Below are 15,578 nucleotides of genomic sequence, written 5' to 3'. Positions count from 1 at the left end.
CCTGAGCTTTCTTTGTGAACTTCAGTAGCAAAGAACGGGAAACCGTTATTCGAATGAGCGGAAGACGTCGTCTTCAATCAGGGTGGTACCGCGTGCATACAGCCACGTCCCTTTTGGGATGCGGCTTTTTTGTTTGGCTAAAAAAAGGAGGATGTAAAAGATGGAATCAATCACTTTAACGAATGATCAGGAGAAAGAAGTGCAAAGGCAGCTGGATTTGTACATGACCGGCGCCGCGGACGTCATACCGCCTGAAGAATTGAGAAATAAAATCGCCAAATCAGTGACATCCGGCAAGCCGCTGAACATTAAACTCGGCCTTGATCCGTCCGCACCCGACGTCCACTTGGGCCATACCGTCGTGTTAAACAAATTGCGCCAATTTCAAGAAAACGGCCATATCATACAGCTTGTTATCGGGGACTTTACCGGAAAAATCGGTGATCCGACGGGGAAGTCGCAAGCCAGAAAACAGCTGACTGATGAAGAAGTCCAGCACAATGCCAAAACCTACTTTGAACAGTTTGGCAAGGTGCTGGATCAAGACAAAGTTGAACTTCACTGCAACTCAAAATGGCTGAAGACATTGAATCTGGAAGATGTGATTGAATTAGCGGGGAAAATTACTGTCGCCCGTCTGATGGAGCGCGACGACTTTGAGGAGCGCATCGCCATGCAAAAACCGATCTCACTTCACGAATTCTTTTACCCGCTGATGCAGGGCTACGATTCTGTCGTTCTCGAAAGCGATATCGAACTCGGCGGTACGGACCAGCATTTTAACGTGCTGATGGGCCGCCATTTCCAAGAACGCTACAAAAAAGAAAAGCAGGTCGTCATCCTCATGCCGCTTTTGGAGGGTCTTGACGGCGTTGAAAAAATGTCTAAATCAAAAAACAACTACATCGGTATTGACGAGCATCCGAACGACATGTACGGCAAAACGATGTCATTGCCGGACAGCCTGATGAAAACATATATTCATTTAGCGACAGACTTAGAGCCTGCGGAGAAAAAACAGATGGAGAAGGATTTGGAATCAGGAAAGCTTCATCCGAAAGATGCCAAAATGATCTTAGCGGGTACAATCGTCAGAATGTACCACGGCAGGAAAGCGGCGGATGCGGCAGAACAGCATTTCAAACGTGTCTTCCAGCAAAACAGCCTGCCTGAAGATATGAAAACCGTCATATGGGACGGAGAAAAGACCGTGCCCCTTATTGAGCTGCTCGTCACGATTGGACTCTTTTCTTCAAAAAGCGAAGCACGCCGTATGATTCAAAACGGCGGAGTCAAAGTGAACGGGGAGAAAACGGATGCCCTTCATACCGTCATTACCGCAGAAGACGGCATGACGATTCAGGTGGGCAAGCGAAAATTTGTACAGCTGCGCGTAAACGGATAAATAAACAGCCGGACTGCACATAAAAGCGGTCCGGCTGTTTGTGATGCGTCAATCGTTTAATCGACTTCTTTCTTAATCCCAAGCATCTTTTCGTCTAAATAATGGGCGATGTCCGCTGCTTCCTTCAGCTCGTCGGTCAGATGCTTTGGGACTTCGTTATTTAATTTGTAATAAATTTTATGTTCAAGACTCGCCCAAAAATCCATGGCGATGGTGCGGATTTGAATTTCCGCCTTCACATATTCCACACGATTCGTCAAATAAACGGGAATTTCAATAATCAAATGCAGGCTGCGGTAGCCGTTCGGCTTCGGATGTTTGATATAATCCTTCACCTTTACGATCTTCAGGTCCTTATGCTGCTTCAAAACTTCAGCGACATTATAAATATCGGAAATAAAGGAACAGATAATCCTGACACCCGCAATATCATGAATATGTTCTTTCATTTCCTGCGTCGTCACATCGCAGCCTTTGCGCATCAGTTTATTGACGATACTCTCGAAACTTTTTACGCGTGATTTTGTATGCTCGATCGGGTTATGCCCGTGAATCAAATTATATTCCTGGCTGATGATCGAAAACTTCGTATCCAGCTCATCTAAAGCAAATTTATAAACTAATAATTCATTTTTCCAATCTTCCATGACCGTTTTCAAATCATCCATATGGGCTGTTGACAAGTCCATTTTTTTCATCTCCTTGCTTTGCTGTCCGTATATAAGACGGGTCAGTCCTCAGTCAGGTTCTTTACAAAATCATGAAGATTATTTCATAAAAAAAGCAAATGCCGGTTATGGCATTTGCCTTTTCATTTGATCAGCGGAAATAACTGATCAGGAGTCCGATTGAAAGCAGGAATCCGAAAAATGTATTGGTTTGCGCCGTTGATTTCATCGCAATAATCATGTTCATCGGCATTTCGTTTTTCACAAAGCCTTTCACGGCCTGAACGGGTTTCGGCACGCTCAGGAAGACCAGGAACAGCCACGGGCTTGTGTAACCCATGATGACAAGACCGACGATCCAGATGTAAGCGATGGCAAAAGATGCGGCCAGTATCATGACGGCTCCTCTATGCCCCATCAAAATGGCCAGCGTTTTACGTCCGCCCTTTTTATCTTCCTCAATATCACGGATATTGTTGGACAGGTTAATCGCTCCGACCAAGATGGCAATCGGGATGGAAATCAAAATGCTCTGTTCATTAATTCTGCCTGTCTGAATGAAGAAAGAAATAAGGACAAATACAGATCCCATGCAAATGCCGGAGAACAGTTCCCCGAACGGTGTATACGCAATCGGCAGCGGGCCGCCCGTATACAGATAGCCGATCAGCATGCCGGCAAGGCCGATAACCGCAAGCCACCAGCTGCTGCTCATGCAGATATAAACACCGAGCACGAGGGCAATCGCATAAGAGCCGAGCGCCAGCTGCAGAATTGTTTTCGGCTTCATGCCGTGGCGGACGATCGCTCCGCCGATACCGACGGAATCCTCCGTATCTAAACCGCGTTTAAAATCGTAATATTCATTGAATAAGTTCGTGGCGATCTGGATCCAAAGGCAGGAAAACAGCATGGCCAAAAACAGCAGGAAATCAACCTTTACGTAAAACATCGCCAATACGGTGCCGAGAAGTACGGGCACAAACGATGCCGTCAATGTATGAGGGCGGGTTAGCTGCCACAAAATGCGGCCCATGCTTTCTTTCTCGGGCGTCTTTTGGCTGCCCCCCATATTGTTTTGATTCATTTTCCTCTTCCTTTCTATTAAAAGGCTTTCACAGTCAGCCGATAACAGTAGTGTTGAATTGGGGTTTTCACGTTTTCTGCTACCTTATCTATCATAATAATTTCTTCCTCATTTCACAAGATGCGGCGCTTTATCGGCTATCCTGCCGGAAACGGCTTTTCGCCCTTCTCCATTGGGGTTCGGCACAAGCCTGCGTAAGAAAAAGCCGCCAAAATTTTTTTACCTCGTTTATATTTACGATAAGTTAAAAATCCCGCCTGAACAGCGCCTTTTTAGTATGATCATTTGCCAATTTATACATGCGTGTTTTCCATCCTTTTGTTTCTCATTCATTTTTAAGGAAATTTTAAGCTTAGGATATTAGACATATTTTGAAACTTTTTGTTAATCTAATCGTCATATACTGGTGTAATTATTGAATACGCGGGGAAGGAATTTTGAATATGATGCAAAAATTAAAACGTGCTTATGAAAATACATTGATCAAATGGACGTTTCATACGGGCTTTTATTTTCTGATATTAGTATTGCTCTTTTGGATGTATGGATTTCATACAGCGAATACCGGCACTTATATTTACAACGATTTCTAATCGGGGAGGATAACTATGAAACTACTTGATGCTATAAAAACATACGCAGACGCCAAGCCGCAGGCCGAAGCGTTTCGTTCCTTAGATCATTCCCTCACTTACGGGGAATTATGGGATTTGTCGGAGCGGGTTGCGTCCGGCATTCAAAAACATACAGCTGACGGTTCGAAAGCGCCTGTCCTGGTTTACGGACATATGGAGCCGAATATGATCGTTTCTTTCTTAGGAAGCGTCAAAGCGGGCCGCCCTTACATCCCTGTCGATGTTTCCATTCCGGCGGAGCGGATCGTCAAAATCATTGAAAGCTCAGGCGCAGAGCTGCTTATCACCGTATCGGGCGATGCAGTCGATACGGGAAGCAATCTGATTAAAACCGTTACGCCCGAAGAGCTTGCAGCTGACGGAGATGCAGACCTCAGCCGTGAGAACTGGGTAAAAGAGCTGGACACGTTTTACATTATTTACACGTCCGGCAGCACGGGAAATCCGAAGGGCGTGCAGATATCGGCTGATAACCTGCAAAGCTTCACTGACTGGATCTGCAGGGATTTTCCTGTGGGCGATGGTAAGACATTCTTAAACCAAGCGCCGTTTTCTTTTGATTTATCTGTCATGGACATTTTCCCTTCGCTTCAAACGGGAGGTACGCTGCATTGCGTAACGAAAGACAAAATCAATAAACCGAAAGTACTATTTGAAGAGCTGGAGAAATCCAAACTGAACGTCTGGACATCGACGCCGTCTTTCGTCCAAATGTGTCTGATGGACCCCGGCTTTACGCAGGAGCTCCTGCCTGAGACAGAAGTATTTATGTTTTGCGGAGAAGCGCTTCCGGCTGCCGTGGCACAGGAGCTGTTAAACCGTTTTCCGAAGGCCCGCGTATTCAATACATACGGCCCGACTGAAACAACGGTTGCCGTCACCTCCGTTGAAATTACGCAGCAGATCATCGATGAACATGAATCTCTGCCCGTCGGTTTTGCAAAACCCGATATGAATATCTTCATCATGGATGAAAACGGGAATAAGCTTCCGGACGGAGAAAAAGGGGAAATCATCATCGCGGGCCCGAGCGTGAGCAAAGGCTATCTCGGAGAGCCTTCTCTGACGGAAAAAGCGTTTTTCCCGATCGACGGCCAGTGGGCATATCACACGGGTGATGCCGGTTATGTTCAGGATGGTCAGATTTTCTGCCAAGGACGCCTTGATTTCCAGATTAAGCTTCACGGCTACCGCATGGAGCTGGAGGAAATCGAAGTACATGTAAGGCAGTCTCAATATGTGCGCACGGCGGTTGTCATCCCGTATCAGCCTAACGGACCTGTCGAATATTTAATTGCCGCCATCGTACCTGAAAAACATGATTTTGAAAAAGAATTCCAGCTGACAAGCGCCATTAAGAAAGAACTGGCCGCTTCGCTTCCGGCCTACATGATTCCGAGAAAATTCATTTATCAGGATCACATTCAAATGACTGCGAACGGAAAAATCGACCGTAAACGCATTGGCGAAGAGGTTCTTGTATGACGCCTTACAGCTCGTTTTTCTTCTTTATCTTACTTGGAATCCTTCTTTTGCCGACGATTATTTTAGGGCTGAACGGCAAGAGATTCCAAGGATACAACATGTTTATATCCATCATCGTATTGGCTTTGATTTTCGCGCATGATCTGCACGGCGTGATCGCACTATGTATCTTTACGCTGTGGCAGGTGCTTTTAATCAGGGGTTATCTCGCTTACAGACTGAAAGCCAACAGCGGCTTTGTCTTCAGTATGGCCGTGATCGCGTCCATTTTACCCCTGTTTTTATCTAAATTATGGCCGTTTTTCTTTCCGCCGGCGCCTCATCACCCGGTTCATAACCTGATCAGTTTCTTAGGAATTTCTTATTTGACATTTAAAGGCGTCCAGCTGATCATGGAAACGAGAGACGGGCTGATTAAAGAAAAAATGCCGCTTCACCGCCTTTTGTACTTTATTATGTTTTTCCCGACCATTTCTTCCGGTCCGATCGACAGATACCGCAGATTTGCCAAGGACGAACAGAAAGTATGGACAAAGGGAGAATACGCTGATTTACTGTATACCGGCATTCATAAAATTTTTATCGGTTTCTTATACAAATTCATTATCGGATATGCGATTAACACGTATTTCATTATGAATCTGTCCCATATCACCCACAGCAAACTGTGGGGTAATGTGCTGTACATGTACGGATACAGCTTGTACCTGTTTTTTGATTTTGCGGGTTACACGATGTTTGCCGTCGGTGTAAGCTATATCATGGGTATCAAATCTCCGGAAAACTTTAATAAGCCGTTTATCAGCAAAAACATTAAAGACTTCTGGAACCGCTGGCACATGTCCTTATCCTTCTGGTTCAGAGACTACGTATTTATGCGCTTTGTTTTCTGGATGACAAAGAAAAAATGGATAAAGAACCGGATGGCCGTCTCGAACATCGGGTATTTCCTGCTGTTCATGCTGATGGGCGTCTGGCACGGACTCGCCCTGCAATATATTGTATACGGCCTGTACCACGCCGTATTAATGACCGGGTATAACTTTTTTGAGAAATGGAATAAGAAATACAAGTGGCTGCCCGCCAATCGTTTTACGGCCTTTTTAGCCATCGTCATCACATTCCATTTCGTATGTTTCGGATTTTATATTTTCTCAGGAAAACCATTTCATCACTAAAGGAGATTGAAAACACATGGAATTTAAACAGGAAGTATTAGACGTATTAGCTGAAGTTTGTCAGGAGGACGCTGTGAAAGAAAATCCTGATATTGAAATCTTTGAAGAAGGACTGCTTGATTCTTTCGGAACTGTAGAGCTGCTTGTCGCCATCGAAAACCGCTTCGGCATTACAGTGCCGATCACTGAATTTGACCGTGACGAGTGGAATACGCCAAACAACATTGTAAACAAACTGACTGAGTTGAAGTAAATGAAAAAGCGTTTCTTTGGACCAATTATTTTAGCGTTCGTCCTGTTTGTCGGAGCTATCGCAGTTCCGGCTTCATGGCTTACGCGCTTCATTCCTGAAAAACGTGTCGAAGAGTCGGCGGCAGCCTTAAATCCGAATATGTTCCAGGGGCTCTATCTGCAAAATAAAATGTTCGAAGACTCGAAGTATCTGCCGATTTTCGGTTCTTCCGAGCTTTCAAGACTGGATGAGTTTCATCCGTCCAACTATTTCCAAGTAAACAACCAAGGCTTTACGCCTTATCTTGTCGGAAAAGGCGGGGACCAATCCTTGATACACGCCGTGAACTTTGCGGCGCATTATCAGCAGCTGAAAGGCAAAAAGCTGGTATTCATTGTTTCTCCGCAATGGTTTATCAAAAAAGGTTCTGATGAACAGCACTTTGCGCCGAATTTTTCATCACTTCAGGCATTGGATTTAGCATTTAATAACCAGATTGATCCCGCGGTCAAAAAGAACATGATGAAGCGCATGCTCCGTTTTAAAGTCGTTCAGCATGATGCCGTCCTTTCTGAATTGTACAAGGGAATGGTCAACGGACAATCATGGAAAGTGAAAGCGGTCATGCCGGCTGCCAAAGCTTATTATTCTCTGCTTGAGAAAAAAGATCTTTATTATTCAATGGGAGAAACCAAGGGCCCTGAACGGACGATCTCTGAAAACCTGAAAGGGAAATCGTGGTCAGAGTTAAAAACAGCCGCCGCGCAATTAGGAGAACGGAGCTCCAAGTCCAATCCTTTCTATATCGATGACGCTTCTTATAAAAAGATTAAGAAGAAAGTAAAGAGAGTGAAAGGGATCAACAAAGGAAGAACGTACGCCAAATCAGTCGAATATCACGACTTTGAGGATATGCTGGACATTCTGAAAGATGCCGGCGCTGAACCGATGTTCGTGGTTATTCCGGTCAACGGAAAATGGTATGACTACACCGGCTTCCCGAAAAAAGGCCGGACTGATTACTACAAAAAAGTCACTAAGCAAATTAAAGCGAAGGGCTTTCAGGTTGCCGACTTATCCGGGCACGAATATGATCCGTACTTTATGAAAGACACCATCCATATCGCCTGGAAGGGCTGGGTGTACGTCGATAAAGCAATGGAGCAGTTTTACAAAACCGGCAAGGTGACGGTTCACTGAGCACGGTGATGACAGAATACGTAAAAACGAACACGCAGGGGGCATTCTCTCCCCTGCTTTTTATGTGATTTGATTTTTTCACAAATTTGAGGAAAACTATTGCGAATATTTGTTGAAGGTATACAATAGAATATAAATTATTTTCAAATAAGTTTGACAATAACACCAATAGGGAGACAGAACATTATGAAACAAGACATTCGTGTTGAATTGACTTCAGCCAAAAAACCGAAACCGGACCCCCATGACCTTGCGTTCGGCAGAATTTTCACCGACCATATGTTTGTTATGGATTACGATGCCGATCAAGGCTGGTACGATCCGAGAATTATCCCTTATCAGTCCATCTCAATGGATCCTGCGGCCATGGTTTATCATTACGGCCAAACCGTTTTTGAAGGGCTTAAAGCGTATGTAACGAAGGATCAGGAAGTGCTTCTGTTCAGACCGGAGAAAAATATGGAGCGCCTGAACCAGTCAAATGACCGCCTTTGCATCCCGCTCATTGATGAAGAGCTTGTTCTTGAAGGTCTGAAACAGCTCGTAGCCATCGACAAAGACTGGATTCCGAAAGCGGAAGGCACTTCCCTTTATATCCGTCCGTTTATCATTGCGACTGAGCCTTTCCTCGGTGTAGCGGCATCCCATACGTACAAGCTGTTTATCATTCTTTCCCCGGTCGGCTCTTATTACAAAGAAGGCATTAAACCGGTAAAAATCGCCGTGGAAAACGAATTCGTGCGCGCCGTCAAAGGCGGCACCGGAAACGCGAAAACCGCCGGCAACTACGCATCAAGCCTGAAAGCGCAGCAGGTTGCGGAAGAGAAGGGATTTTCCCAGGTTTTATGGCTTGACGGCATTGAGAAAAAATACATCGAAGAAGTCGGCAGCATGAACATCTTTTTCAAAATCAGCGGCGAAATCGTGACGCCGGAGCTGAACGGAAGCATTCTTGAAGGAATTACGAGAAATTCCGTCATCACCCTTCTCAAACATTGGGGACTGACTGTGTCTGAGCGGAAGATTTCGATCGATGAAATCATCCAGGCGCATCGTGACGGCCGATTGGAAGAAACATTCGGAACCGGTACGGCGGCGGTCATTTCTCCGGTCGGCGAACTGATCTGGAATGATGAAAGTCTTGTCATCGGCAGCGGTGAAACCGGAGAGATCTCGAAGAAATTGTATGATACCATTACAGGCATTCAAAAAGGCGCGGAAGCCGACGTGTTCGGCTGGACGACGGAAGTCGCCTCACTAAGCGAATCAAAATAAGCAAAAAACCCGGAAGCGAATCCGGGTTTTTTTTACTGCTCTTATGCTTCAATCGACTTAAAGAAATGAGGCAGATGTTCTTTGTGGGCCTCAAGCATTTCATCCAGAATGGCCTTTGCCACGGAGTCTGACGGGACGAGAGGGTTGATCGTCATCGCAAGTAGCGCCGTTTGATAATCTCCCGTGACGGCTGCTTCAGCGGCGACGCGCTCAAATGATTTGATTTGCTGGACGAGTCCGCGGACAGACACCGGCAGATCACCGACGGCGATCGGTTTCGGACCGTCTTTCGTCATGACACAGTTCACTTCGACCGCTGAGTCATTCGGAATGCTGGCGATCGCGCCGTTGTTTATCGTATTGACGGGCTGGATATCATGTTTGTCGTTATAGATGGAGCTGATCAGGTTGCAGGCCGCGTCACTGTAGTACGCTCCGCCCCGTTTTTCAAGCTGCGGCGGTTTGATGGCGAGATTCGGATCTTTGTACAGTTCGAACAGTTCTTTCTCAACCTTCTGCACGACCTCGGCGCGTGTGCCCTCCGTCTGTGACGCTTCTATTTCATGCTCGAGCATTTCTTTCGTTTTGAAATAATAGCGGTGGTAGCCGCAAGGAATCAGATCGAGCGCCTTCAGGAATTCAGGCTCCCATTCCGCTCCTGAAATATTTTTCATCGTCATGGCGTTTTTCGGGTCTCCCATGGCTTCAATGACTTGATCTTTCACGCTGACGCCGTCTAAGAAAACATCTAATCCGAAGACCATGTGATTCAGCCCGGCAAATTGCACTTCGATCCGGCTGACATCCACATCCAATGCTTTTGCGACGCCCATTTTAATGCCGATCGGCACATTGCAGAGGCCGACGACTTTTGTGAGATTCGAGTAGCGGAGCAAGGCCTCGGTAACCATGCCGGCAGGGTTTGTGAAATTCACGAGCCATGCATTCGGACAAAGCTCTTCGATGTCTTTCGCGATTTCCAGAATAACCGGGATGGTGCGCAGCCCTTTGAATAAACCGCCCGGACCGTTTGTCTCCTGGCCGATTACGCCGTATTTTAACGGAATCCGTTCGTCTTTGGCGCGGGCCTCAAGAAGGCCGACGCGGAATTGAGTCGTTACGAAATCCGCATCCTTCAAGGCTTCTCTCCGGTCAAGCGTCAGGTGAATCTCTATCGGAACACCCGCTTTTTCGACCATGCGTTTTGCAAGCGTGCCGACGATATTGAGTTTTTTCTCGCCTTCAGGAATGTCGACGAGCCATAATTCTCTGACAGGCAGTTCCTCATAGCGCTTAATGATGCCTTCCACAAGCTCCGGTGTATAGCTTGAACCTCCGCCGATCGTTACAATTTTAATTCCTTTTGTCATATTTTTGCTCCCCCTTGCAGACTCACTTTTTCATAAATCTCGACTAACTCTGCGGCCAAGTCTTTCACGGTCATGGCATTCATTAAATGATCTTGCGCATGCACCATCAAAAGCGTCATGTCTGTTTTTTCTCCGCCGGCTTCATTTTGGATCAGTTCTGTCTGATAATGATGAGCTTCGGTCAGTTCCCTTGCGGCTTCCTGAAGCTTTTCCTCCGCCATGGCTCTGTCCCCCCGCTTTGCGGCGGCAATGGCTTCCATTGATGCGCTTCTGCCGTTGCCGCCATGCAGGATGATCTGAAAAATGGTCTGTTCCATTTTTTCATTCATGTGTTTCACTCCCTTTCTCTACAGCACGGCTTTTTCGTCTCCCTGTACGGCTGGCGCCTGCGATTGTTCAAGTTCGTTTTCTTCTTTCAGCTTTTGCGAATCCCACATTCTGAAGAACGGATAGTACACGATAAAGGCTGTAATGATATTAATCGCCTGCATGACAGCCCCTGATATTTTTCCGCCCGTGGCAAGATAGCCGGAGAAAATCGGCGGCATCGTCCATGGGACGGCAATGCCGGCAGGTTTGGCGACGAGGCCGGTGCTCATGCCGATATAGGTAAGGACCAGTGTGACAAGCGGTGTGATAATGAACGGAATGAGAAGCATCGGGTTCATGACGATCGGCATTCCGAAAATAATCGGCTCATTAATATTAAAGACGGCCGGCCCGATGGCGAGTTTCCCAAGCTGCTTCATCTGCTTGCTTCGCGAACGGAGAAACATGGTGACCACGAGCGCCAGTGTCGCGCCGCTTCCGCCGATGTTGATCCAGATTTCAAAGAACTGCTGGGTGAAAATATTCGGAAGCGCATCGCCCGCCTGAAACGCAATCCGGTTGGCATCCATCGCTCCGAACCAGATCGGCGCCATGACGCCGCCGACTATGTTCGCCCCGTGTAATCCGCACGCCCACAAGAGCATTTGAACCGCTTCGGCTATCAGGCTTCCGCCGAGACTTCCCCCAAGAATCGAGAGCGGCGTCCCCAGTACAACGCTTACAATGTTATGAAGGCTTTCAAACGGCGTCGCTTCGACAATTAAACGCGCACCCCAGATCAGAAAGATGACGGCAAAGCCGGGAATTAAGGCGACAAACGATTTGCTGACCGCCGGAGGCACGCCGTCCGGCATTTTGAAGACGAAATTCCGCTGGATGATCAAGCGGTAAATTTCCGTCGACAGCATGGCGATGATCATCGCGACAAACAGCCCTTTGCTTCCCATGAGAGACAGCGGGATGCCGCCGCCCACCATGATTTCCTCTTTGGCGCCGGAAGGCAGAAACGGAACTTTGTACGGCGTTGCCAAGAGAAACGCCGCCAAAGATATCGCACCGGCCGATAATGCGTCCACCCCGTTTTTTTCGGCCAGGCGGTAGGCGATTCCGAAAGCGGCGACAAGACCCATGATTTCAAAGGTCGCATCAACCGGATATTGCAGTTTTTGAGACCAAGCGCTTCCGAACGTCTTTGCCATGAAATCCGCATACCCCGGAATCGGCAGGTTGCCGATGATCAGAAAAAACGAACCAATGATGATAAGCGGCATGGTGAGGATGATCCCGTCACGCAATGCTTGCAGATGCCGCTGGGAGGCAATTTTTCCGGCAATGGGCATGACTTTCTCTTCTAAAAACTGGTTCACCTTATTCACACAGCCCGCCCCTTTCTACGATGCGTTTCCGAGCTGTTCCGCTGATTTCAGAACCTCCGCTCCGTTGCAAGTGCCGTAATGGACGGTATTGATGACTTCAACCGGCACTCCTTTTGATTCACCCAATTTTTTCAGCTGCGGAAGCAAATAACGGACTTGAGGCCCAAGCAGCAATACGTCCGCTTTATCAATATGCTGGTTGACTGAATCGCCTGACACCGCCCAGATTTTATATTCTTTTCCTTGTTCCTGCGCGCTTTTTTCCATCTTGGTGACGAGTAAGCTTGTTGACATCCCTGCTGCACAAACGAGTAATATATTCATGTAAAAGACCTCCTGAAAGTTTGATATTTTGTATGTCTCGATGTTAGTACCATCATATTATGAAATCGCTTTCATAACTACTCAGGCTTTTTCCGCTGCTAACGGAAAAAAGGTATATCCCGGTCTTTCTCTGATCGTTTGTCTCTGAATACTCGTAAAACCTCCTGATAGGTTGTGCATTTTAAGAGACGGCTTACCGCGGCCGGATCATCTAACATGCCGCCGAGCCATTTGTACATATGCTGGAGGTCGGCTTTGCTTTCTTTCTCGACGCAGAGCAGGCAGACAAATTGGACACGCTTATCCGCCCAGTCAATCGGTTTCTTCAGCGTGCATACCGCCCAAAACGTCGTGTCTGTCTGCGGAACGAGCGGGTGCGGAATCGCCGTAAGATTGCCGAAACTCGTAGGAGAAATCGCTTCCCTTTCAAAAATAGAATCGGTCAGAGAATCAGAAGCGAGGCCGGCTTCTGCAACCTGCTGTCCGAGAAAACGGATGACGTCCTCCTTCGTCTCCAGATCCTGCTGCAAAAATACCAGCTCCGGTTTCAGAAAGTTCAATTGTTCCCGCTTTTCTTCCAGCATGGCGTCGATTTTTGTAAAATCCCCGCCGCCCAACAGCGTATGAACCTTCAATACGGGAACGGGCAGGTCTTTTTTGATCGGCACTGTGCTGACCACAAAATCAATCGACTCAAAGGAAAGCTGGTCAAGGCTGCAGTAATCAGCCGTTCCGACGATTTCAAGACGCTTTGCGAACCGGGAACGGAGCTTTTCTCTTAAAAGCTGCGCGCTGCCGGCGCCGGACGCACAAACAATCAAGCAGCGTTTAGGCGGCCGTTCCGTCTTTCTCCTTTCAATGGCGGCTCCGAAATGAAGCGCCAAATATCCGATCTCATTTTCATGAATATCAATGCCGGTTTGCTCCTTGATCACGATTCCCGCAATCACTCCCGCTTCAAATGCGAGCGGATAATTTTCCTTTATGGCGGAGAGCATCGGGTTTCTCAGGTTCATTCCGTACCGGTTTCGGTTAATCGCCGGCTTGATGTGGAGCGCAAGACCCGCTTTCAGCTCATTGTCGTCCGTGATTCCGAGCTTCAGCTCCCGCTCAATGGCTTCGATCATGGCCTCCGTCAAACGGCTGGTTTCCCCGTCTATCAGCCTTGTAAGCTCTTTTCCTTCCAATTGTGACTGGGTCATGCGCTTTGTCCCGAGCAGGTGAATGGCGATATAGGCGGTTTCCTGTTCGGGAAAGGTGACCGAAAGCGCAGATTCAAGCTCTTTTACGATGGCTTCCGCTGACTGATATTCTGTTTCAAGCTTAATATCATGAAGATCTTCCGGGATGAGAGATACATAGTTTTCTGTCCGGATTCGTTTGCAGGCAATGGCAATATGGATGATGAGATTGTTCAGGCCGAAGAAAGAAAGCGGGATCTTGTGGTTTCGAACCTGCTTCATAATGGCTGTGCGGATCACGTGAATGTCGTCTTTCGGCAGAATACCGGCCTTTTCACTCAGGAGATCAGGCTCAGGCTCGCGGTCGTCCACTAAGTATTCCGCCATACAATAACGGAGGCGGAGCTCTTCGCCGCGCAGCTTAAAGCCGTAGTTCGGCCTTGTTTCCAAAATGATGTCATAGGGGCGGAGCCGTTTTTTGACTTCTTTTAAATCAGATTGAAGTGTGGATTTACTGATGAACAGTTCTTCCGCCAAGTCATCCAGCTTGAGGTAGCCGTCGGCCAGAAGCATTCTTTTCATAAGGTAATCTAACCGTTCACCGGGAAAAATCGGCACGGTGCTGTTCTGCTGGAAATTGTCCTGAAGCCAGTTTTTAAACGGCTGCTCATTCCGGATCAGCAGCTTATAGCCGCTCCCTCTGACAGATTGAATGGATGCGCCGTGTTTTTCTACAATGGTTTGCAGTTCCTTTATGTCATTGCGGACCGTCCGCGTCGTTACCTTTACATTTGCAGCGATGACTGAGCTTGTAACCGGTGTTTCAGCAGCTAAAAGCAAGCGCAGAAGTTCACGAAGCCGCCCATGAAGCATGAGAAAAACCTCCTATCAGATCAGATGCAGACGTGAAAAATGGGCAAAAAGAATGAGGAAGGGGTAAATGTATGTAAATTCTATAATGGGGAGGATTTCAAGTCAATGCGGCAATCCGATGCCAGGCCCGTAAAAAAACAGCCGGATCAGCCGGCTGTTCGGGATGCGGACATGCGGTTCCGCTTAGATGTCTTCCGTTCTTTTATGATTTTTCTGATGATCGGATAGATGACGGGCGCCCATTTGATAATCGTTTTGAAAAATTTTTTCAATGTCTGAATCCCCTTTCTTTTACCTTGTCTTTCCCCTGTTATCAGCGTTTATAAACATGGTCAGCGTGAGACATACCGGTTCCCCGTCACCCAATAGCGCCACGGATAATCCCGGGCTTCTCCGCTGTTGTCAATCCCGATTCTCGGGCCTGTTGATATATGCTCAGGCGTAAAGCCCTCCGTAATATACAGCGGCGGTTCCGTGATCATGCTGCCGTAGTCGTTCATTGAAATGCCCATCGCCTTCGTCAGTTTTCCCGGGCCGTTTGTCCGCTCTCTCGGGGGTCTGCCCGGTCTCCTGCTCTCCATCAGGAACTGTCCTTCATGAGGCTCCGCCGCCCTGATTAACACGGCCTGCGGAATGCCGATGTCCGCGGCGACGACGTTCATTAATGTATGAGTGTGCATGACGTATGTATAAATGCGGCCCGCCTCATGGAACATAATTTCCGTCCGTTTCGTGCGCCGGTTGCCGAAGCTGTGCGCCGCCCTGTCATCCGCTCCCATATAAGCTTCCGTTTCCACGATAAAACCTGAAGCCGTTCCCTCGTCCGTCTCCTTCACCAAGAGACAGCCGAGCAATAAAGGGGCAAGCTCCACTGACGGTCTCTGGTAAAATTCAATCGGCAAAGGCTTTCGTTCTCCCGCCATTTGCCTCCCTCCTTTCTGAATATAGCGATTTCCTCT

16 protein-coding genes and 1 other annotated feature (1 of these 17 cut by a window edge) are annotated in these 15,578 nt (G+C 47.5%); of the genes, 7 read left to right on the top strand and 9 right to left on the bottom strand.

The window, feature by feature from the left end; all coding sequences use genetic code 11:
* Nucleotides 1-115 (top strand) — a binding site (T-box leader) (it extends 97 nt beyond the left edge of the window).
* 45 nt (nucleotides 116-160) lie between these two features.
* Entirely contained in the window at nucleotides 161-1,405 is a 1,245-nt protein-coding gene (gene tyrS, locus G9F75_RS01315; RefSeq protein ID WP_167408888.1) for a tyrosine--tRNA ligase, read from the top strand.
* 56 nt (nucleotides 1,406-1,461) lie between these two features.
* On the opposite strand, the gene ywaC is transcribed toward tyrS, so the two are convergent.
* Nucleotides 1,462-2,094: a GTP pyrophosphokinase YwaC gene (gene ywaC, locus G9F75_RS01310; protein WP_007407732.1), complete on the bottom strand. Its 633-nt coding sequence runs from the start codon at nucleotides 2,092-2,094 to the stop codon at nucleotides 1,462-1,464.
* Between the two features lie 130 nt (nucleotides 2,095-2,224).
* Nucleotides 2,225-3,160, bottom strand: coding sequence for a 1,4-dihydroxy-2-naphthoate polyprenyltransferase (locus G9F75_RS01305; protein ID WP_007614633.1), 936 nt, complete (start codon nucleotides 3,158-3,160; stop codon nucleotides 2,225-2,227).
* Between the two features lie 443 nt (nucleotides 3,161-3,603).
* Here G9F75_RS01305 and G9F75_RS01300 point away from each other — a divergent pair, with 443 nt between their 5' ends.
* The 6 genes from G9F75_RS01300 to G9F75_RS01275 all read left to right on the top strand — a co-directional run bounded on the left by G9F75_RS01300 (nucleotide 3,604) and on the right by G9F75_RS01275 (nucleotide 9,165).
* Nucleotides 3,604-3,753 (top strand): teichoic acid D-Ala incorporation-associated protein DltX, encoded by a 150-nt coding sequence (locus G9F75_RS01300; RefSeq protein WP_003150882.1) that lies wholly within the window; start codon nucleotides 3,604-3,606, stop codon nucleotides 3,751-3,753.
* A gap of 15 nt (nucleotides 3,754-3,768) precedes the next feature.
* Nucleotides 3,769-5,280 carry a D-alanine--poly(phosphoribitol) ligase subunit DltA gene (gene dltA / locus G9F75_RS01295; RefSeq protein ID WP_167408887.1) on the top strand — a complete coding sequence of 504 codons (1,512 nt, stop codon included), beginning with the start codon at nucleotides 3,769-3,771 and terminating at the stop codon, nucleotides 5,278-5,280.
* Nucleotides 5,277-6,458 carry a D-alanyl-lipoteichoic acid biosynthesis protein DltB gene (dltB, locus tag G9F75_RS01290; protein ID WP_012118762.1) on the top strand — a complete coding sequence of 394 codons (1,182 nt, stop codon included), beginning with the start codon at nucleotides 5,277-5,279 and terminating at the stop codon, nucleotides 6,456-6,458. The genes dltA and dltB overlap by 4 nt, the downstream gene beginning before the upstream one ends.
* Before the next feature lie 16 nt (nucleotides 6,459-6,474).
* Nucleotides 6,475-6,711, top strand: coding sequence for a D-alanine--poly(phosphoribitol) ligase subunit 2 (gene dltC / locus G9F75_RS01285; RefSeq protein ID WP_003150875.1), 237 nt, complete (start codon nucleotides 6,475-6,477; stop codon nucleotides 6,709-6,711).
* Complete coding sequence (gene dltD / locus G9F75_RS01280; RefSeq protein ID WP_007407736.1) at nucleotides 6,712-7,890, top strand: D-alanyl-lipoteichoic acid biosynthesis protein DltD; 1,179 nt, start codon at nucleotides 6,712-6,714, stop codon at nucleotides 7,888-7,890. It begins immediately after the preceding gene.
* Nucleotides 7,891-8,073: 183 nt separating this feature from the next.
* Nucleotides 8,074-9,165 (top strand): branched-chain amino acid aminotransferase, encoded by a 1,092-nt coding sequence (locus G9F75_RS01275; protein WP_025650062.1) that lies wholly within the window; start codon nucleotides 8,074-8,076, stop codon nucleotides 9,163-9,165.
* A 41-nt stretch (nucleotides 9,166-9,206) separates the two neighbouring features.
* Here G9F75_RS01275 and licH read toward each other — a convergent pair whose 3' ends face one another.
* From licH to G9F75_RS01245, 7 genes are all read right to left on the bottom strand, one after another.
* Nucleotides 9,207-10,535 (bottom strand): 6-phospho-beta-glucosidase LicH, encoded by a 1,329-nt coding sequence (gene licH, locus G9F75_RS01270; protein WP_014419213.1) that lies wholly within the window; start codon nucleotides 10,533-10,535, stop codon nucleotides 9,207-9,209.
* Nucleotides 10,532-10,864 (bottom strand): PTS lichenan transporter subunit IIA, encoded by a 333-nt coding sequence (gene licA, locus G9F75_RS01265; protein WP_003150867.1) that lies wholly within the window; start codon nucleotides 10,862-10,864, stop codon nucleotides 10,532-10,534. Before licA ends, licH begins: the two co-directional genes overlap by 4 nt.
* Nucleotides 10,865-10,882: 18 nt before the next feature.
* On the bottom strand, nucleotides 10,883-12,241 hold the full coding sequence (gene celB / locus G9F75_RS01260) for a PTS cellobiose transporter subunit IIC (protein WP_167408886.1): 1,359 nt from the start codon (nucleotides 12,239-12,241) through the stop codon (nucleotides 10,883-10,885).
* Between the two features lie 15 nt (nucleotides 12,242-12,256).
* The gene (gene licB / locus G9F75_RS01255) at nucleotides 12,257-12,565 is read right to left on the bottom strand and encodes a PTS lichenan transporter subunit IIB (protein ID WP_003150863.1); all 309 of its coding nucleotides are present in this window, start codon (nucleotides 12,563-12,565) and stop codon (nucleotides 12,257-12,259) included.
* A 98-nt stretch (nucleotides 12,566-12,663) separates the two neighbouring features.
* On the bottom strand, nucleotides 12,664-14,619 hold the full coding sequence (gene licR / locus G9F75_RS01250; RefSeq protein WP_094296196.1) for a transcriptional regulator LicR: 1,956 nt from the start codon (nucleotides 14,617-14,619) through the stop codon (nucleotides 12,664-12,666).
* A gap of 146 nt (nucleotides 14,620-14,765) precedes the next feature.
* On the bottom strand, nucleotides 14,766-14,891 hold the full coding sequence (locus tag G9F75_RS20015; protein WP_260399096.1) for a hypothetical protein: 126 nt from the start codon (nucleotides 14,889-14,891) through the stop codon (nucleotides 14,766-14,768).
* A gap of 60 nt (nucleotides 14,892-14,951) precedes the next feature.
* A complete protein-coding gene (locus tag G9F75_RS01245; protein ID WP_021494728.1) occupies nucleotides 14,952-15,542 on the bottom strand; it encodes a DNA-3-methyladenine glycosylase in 591 nt (196 codons plus the stop codon).
* Nucleotides 15,543-15,578 lie beyond the last annotated feature (36 nt).

The organism is Bacillus sp. EKM208B, assembly GCF_011800725.1.
Classification (GTDB): domain Bacteria; phylum Bacillota; class Bacilli; order Bacillales; family Bacillaceae; genus Bacillus; species Bacillus velezensis.
This window is presented reverse-complemented; position numbering and strand designations above follow the sequence as displayed.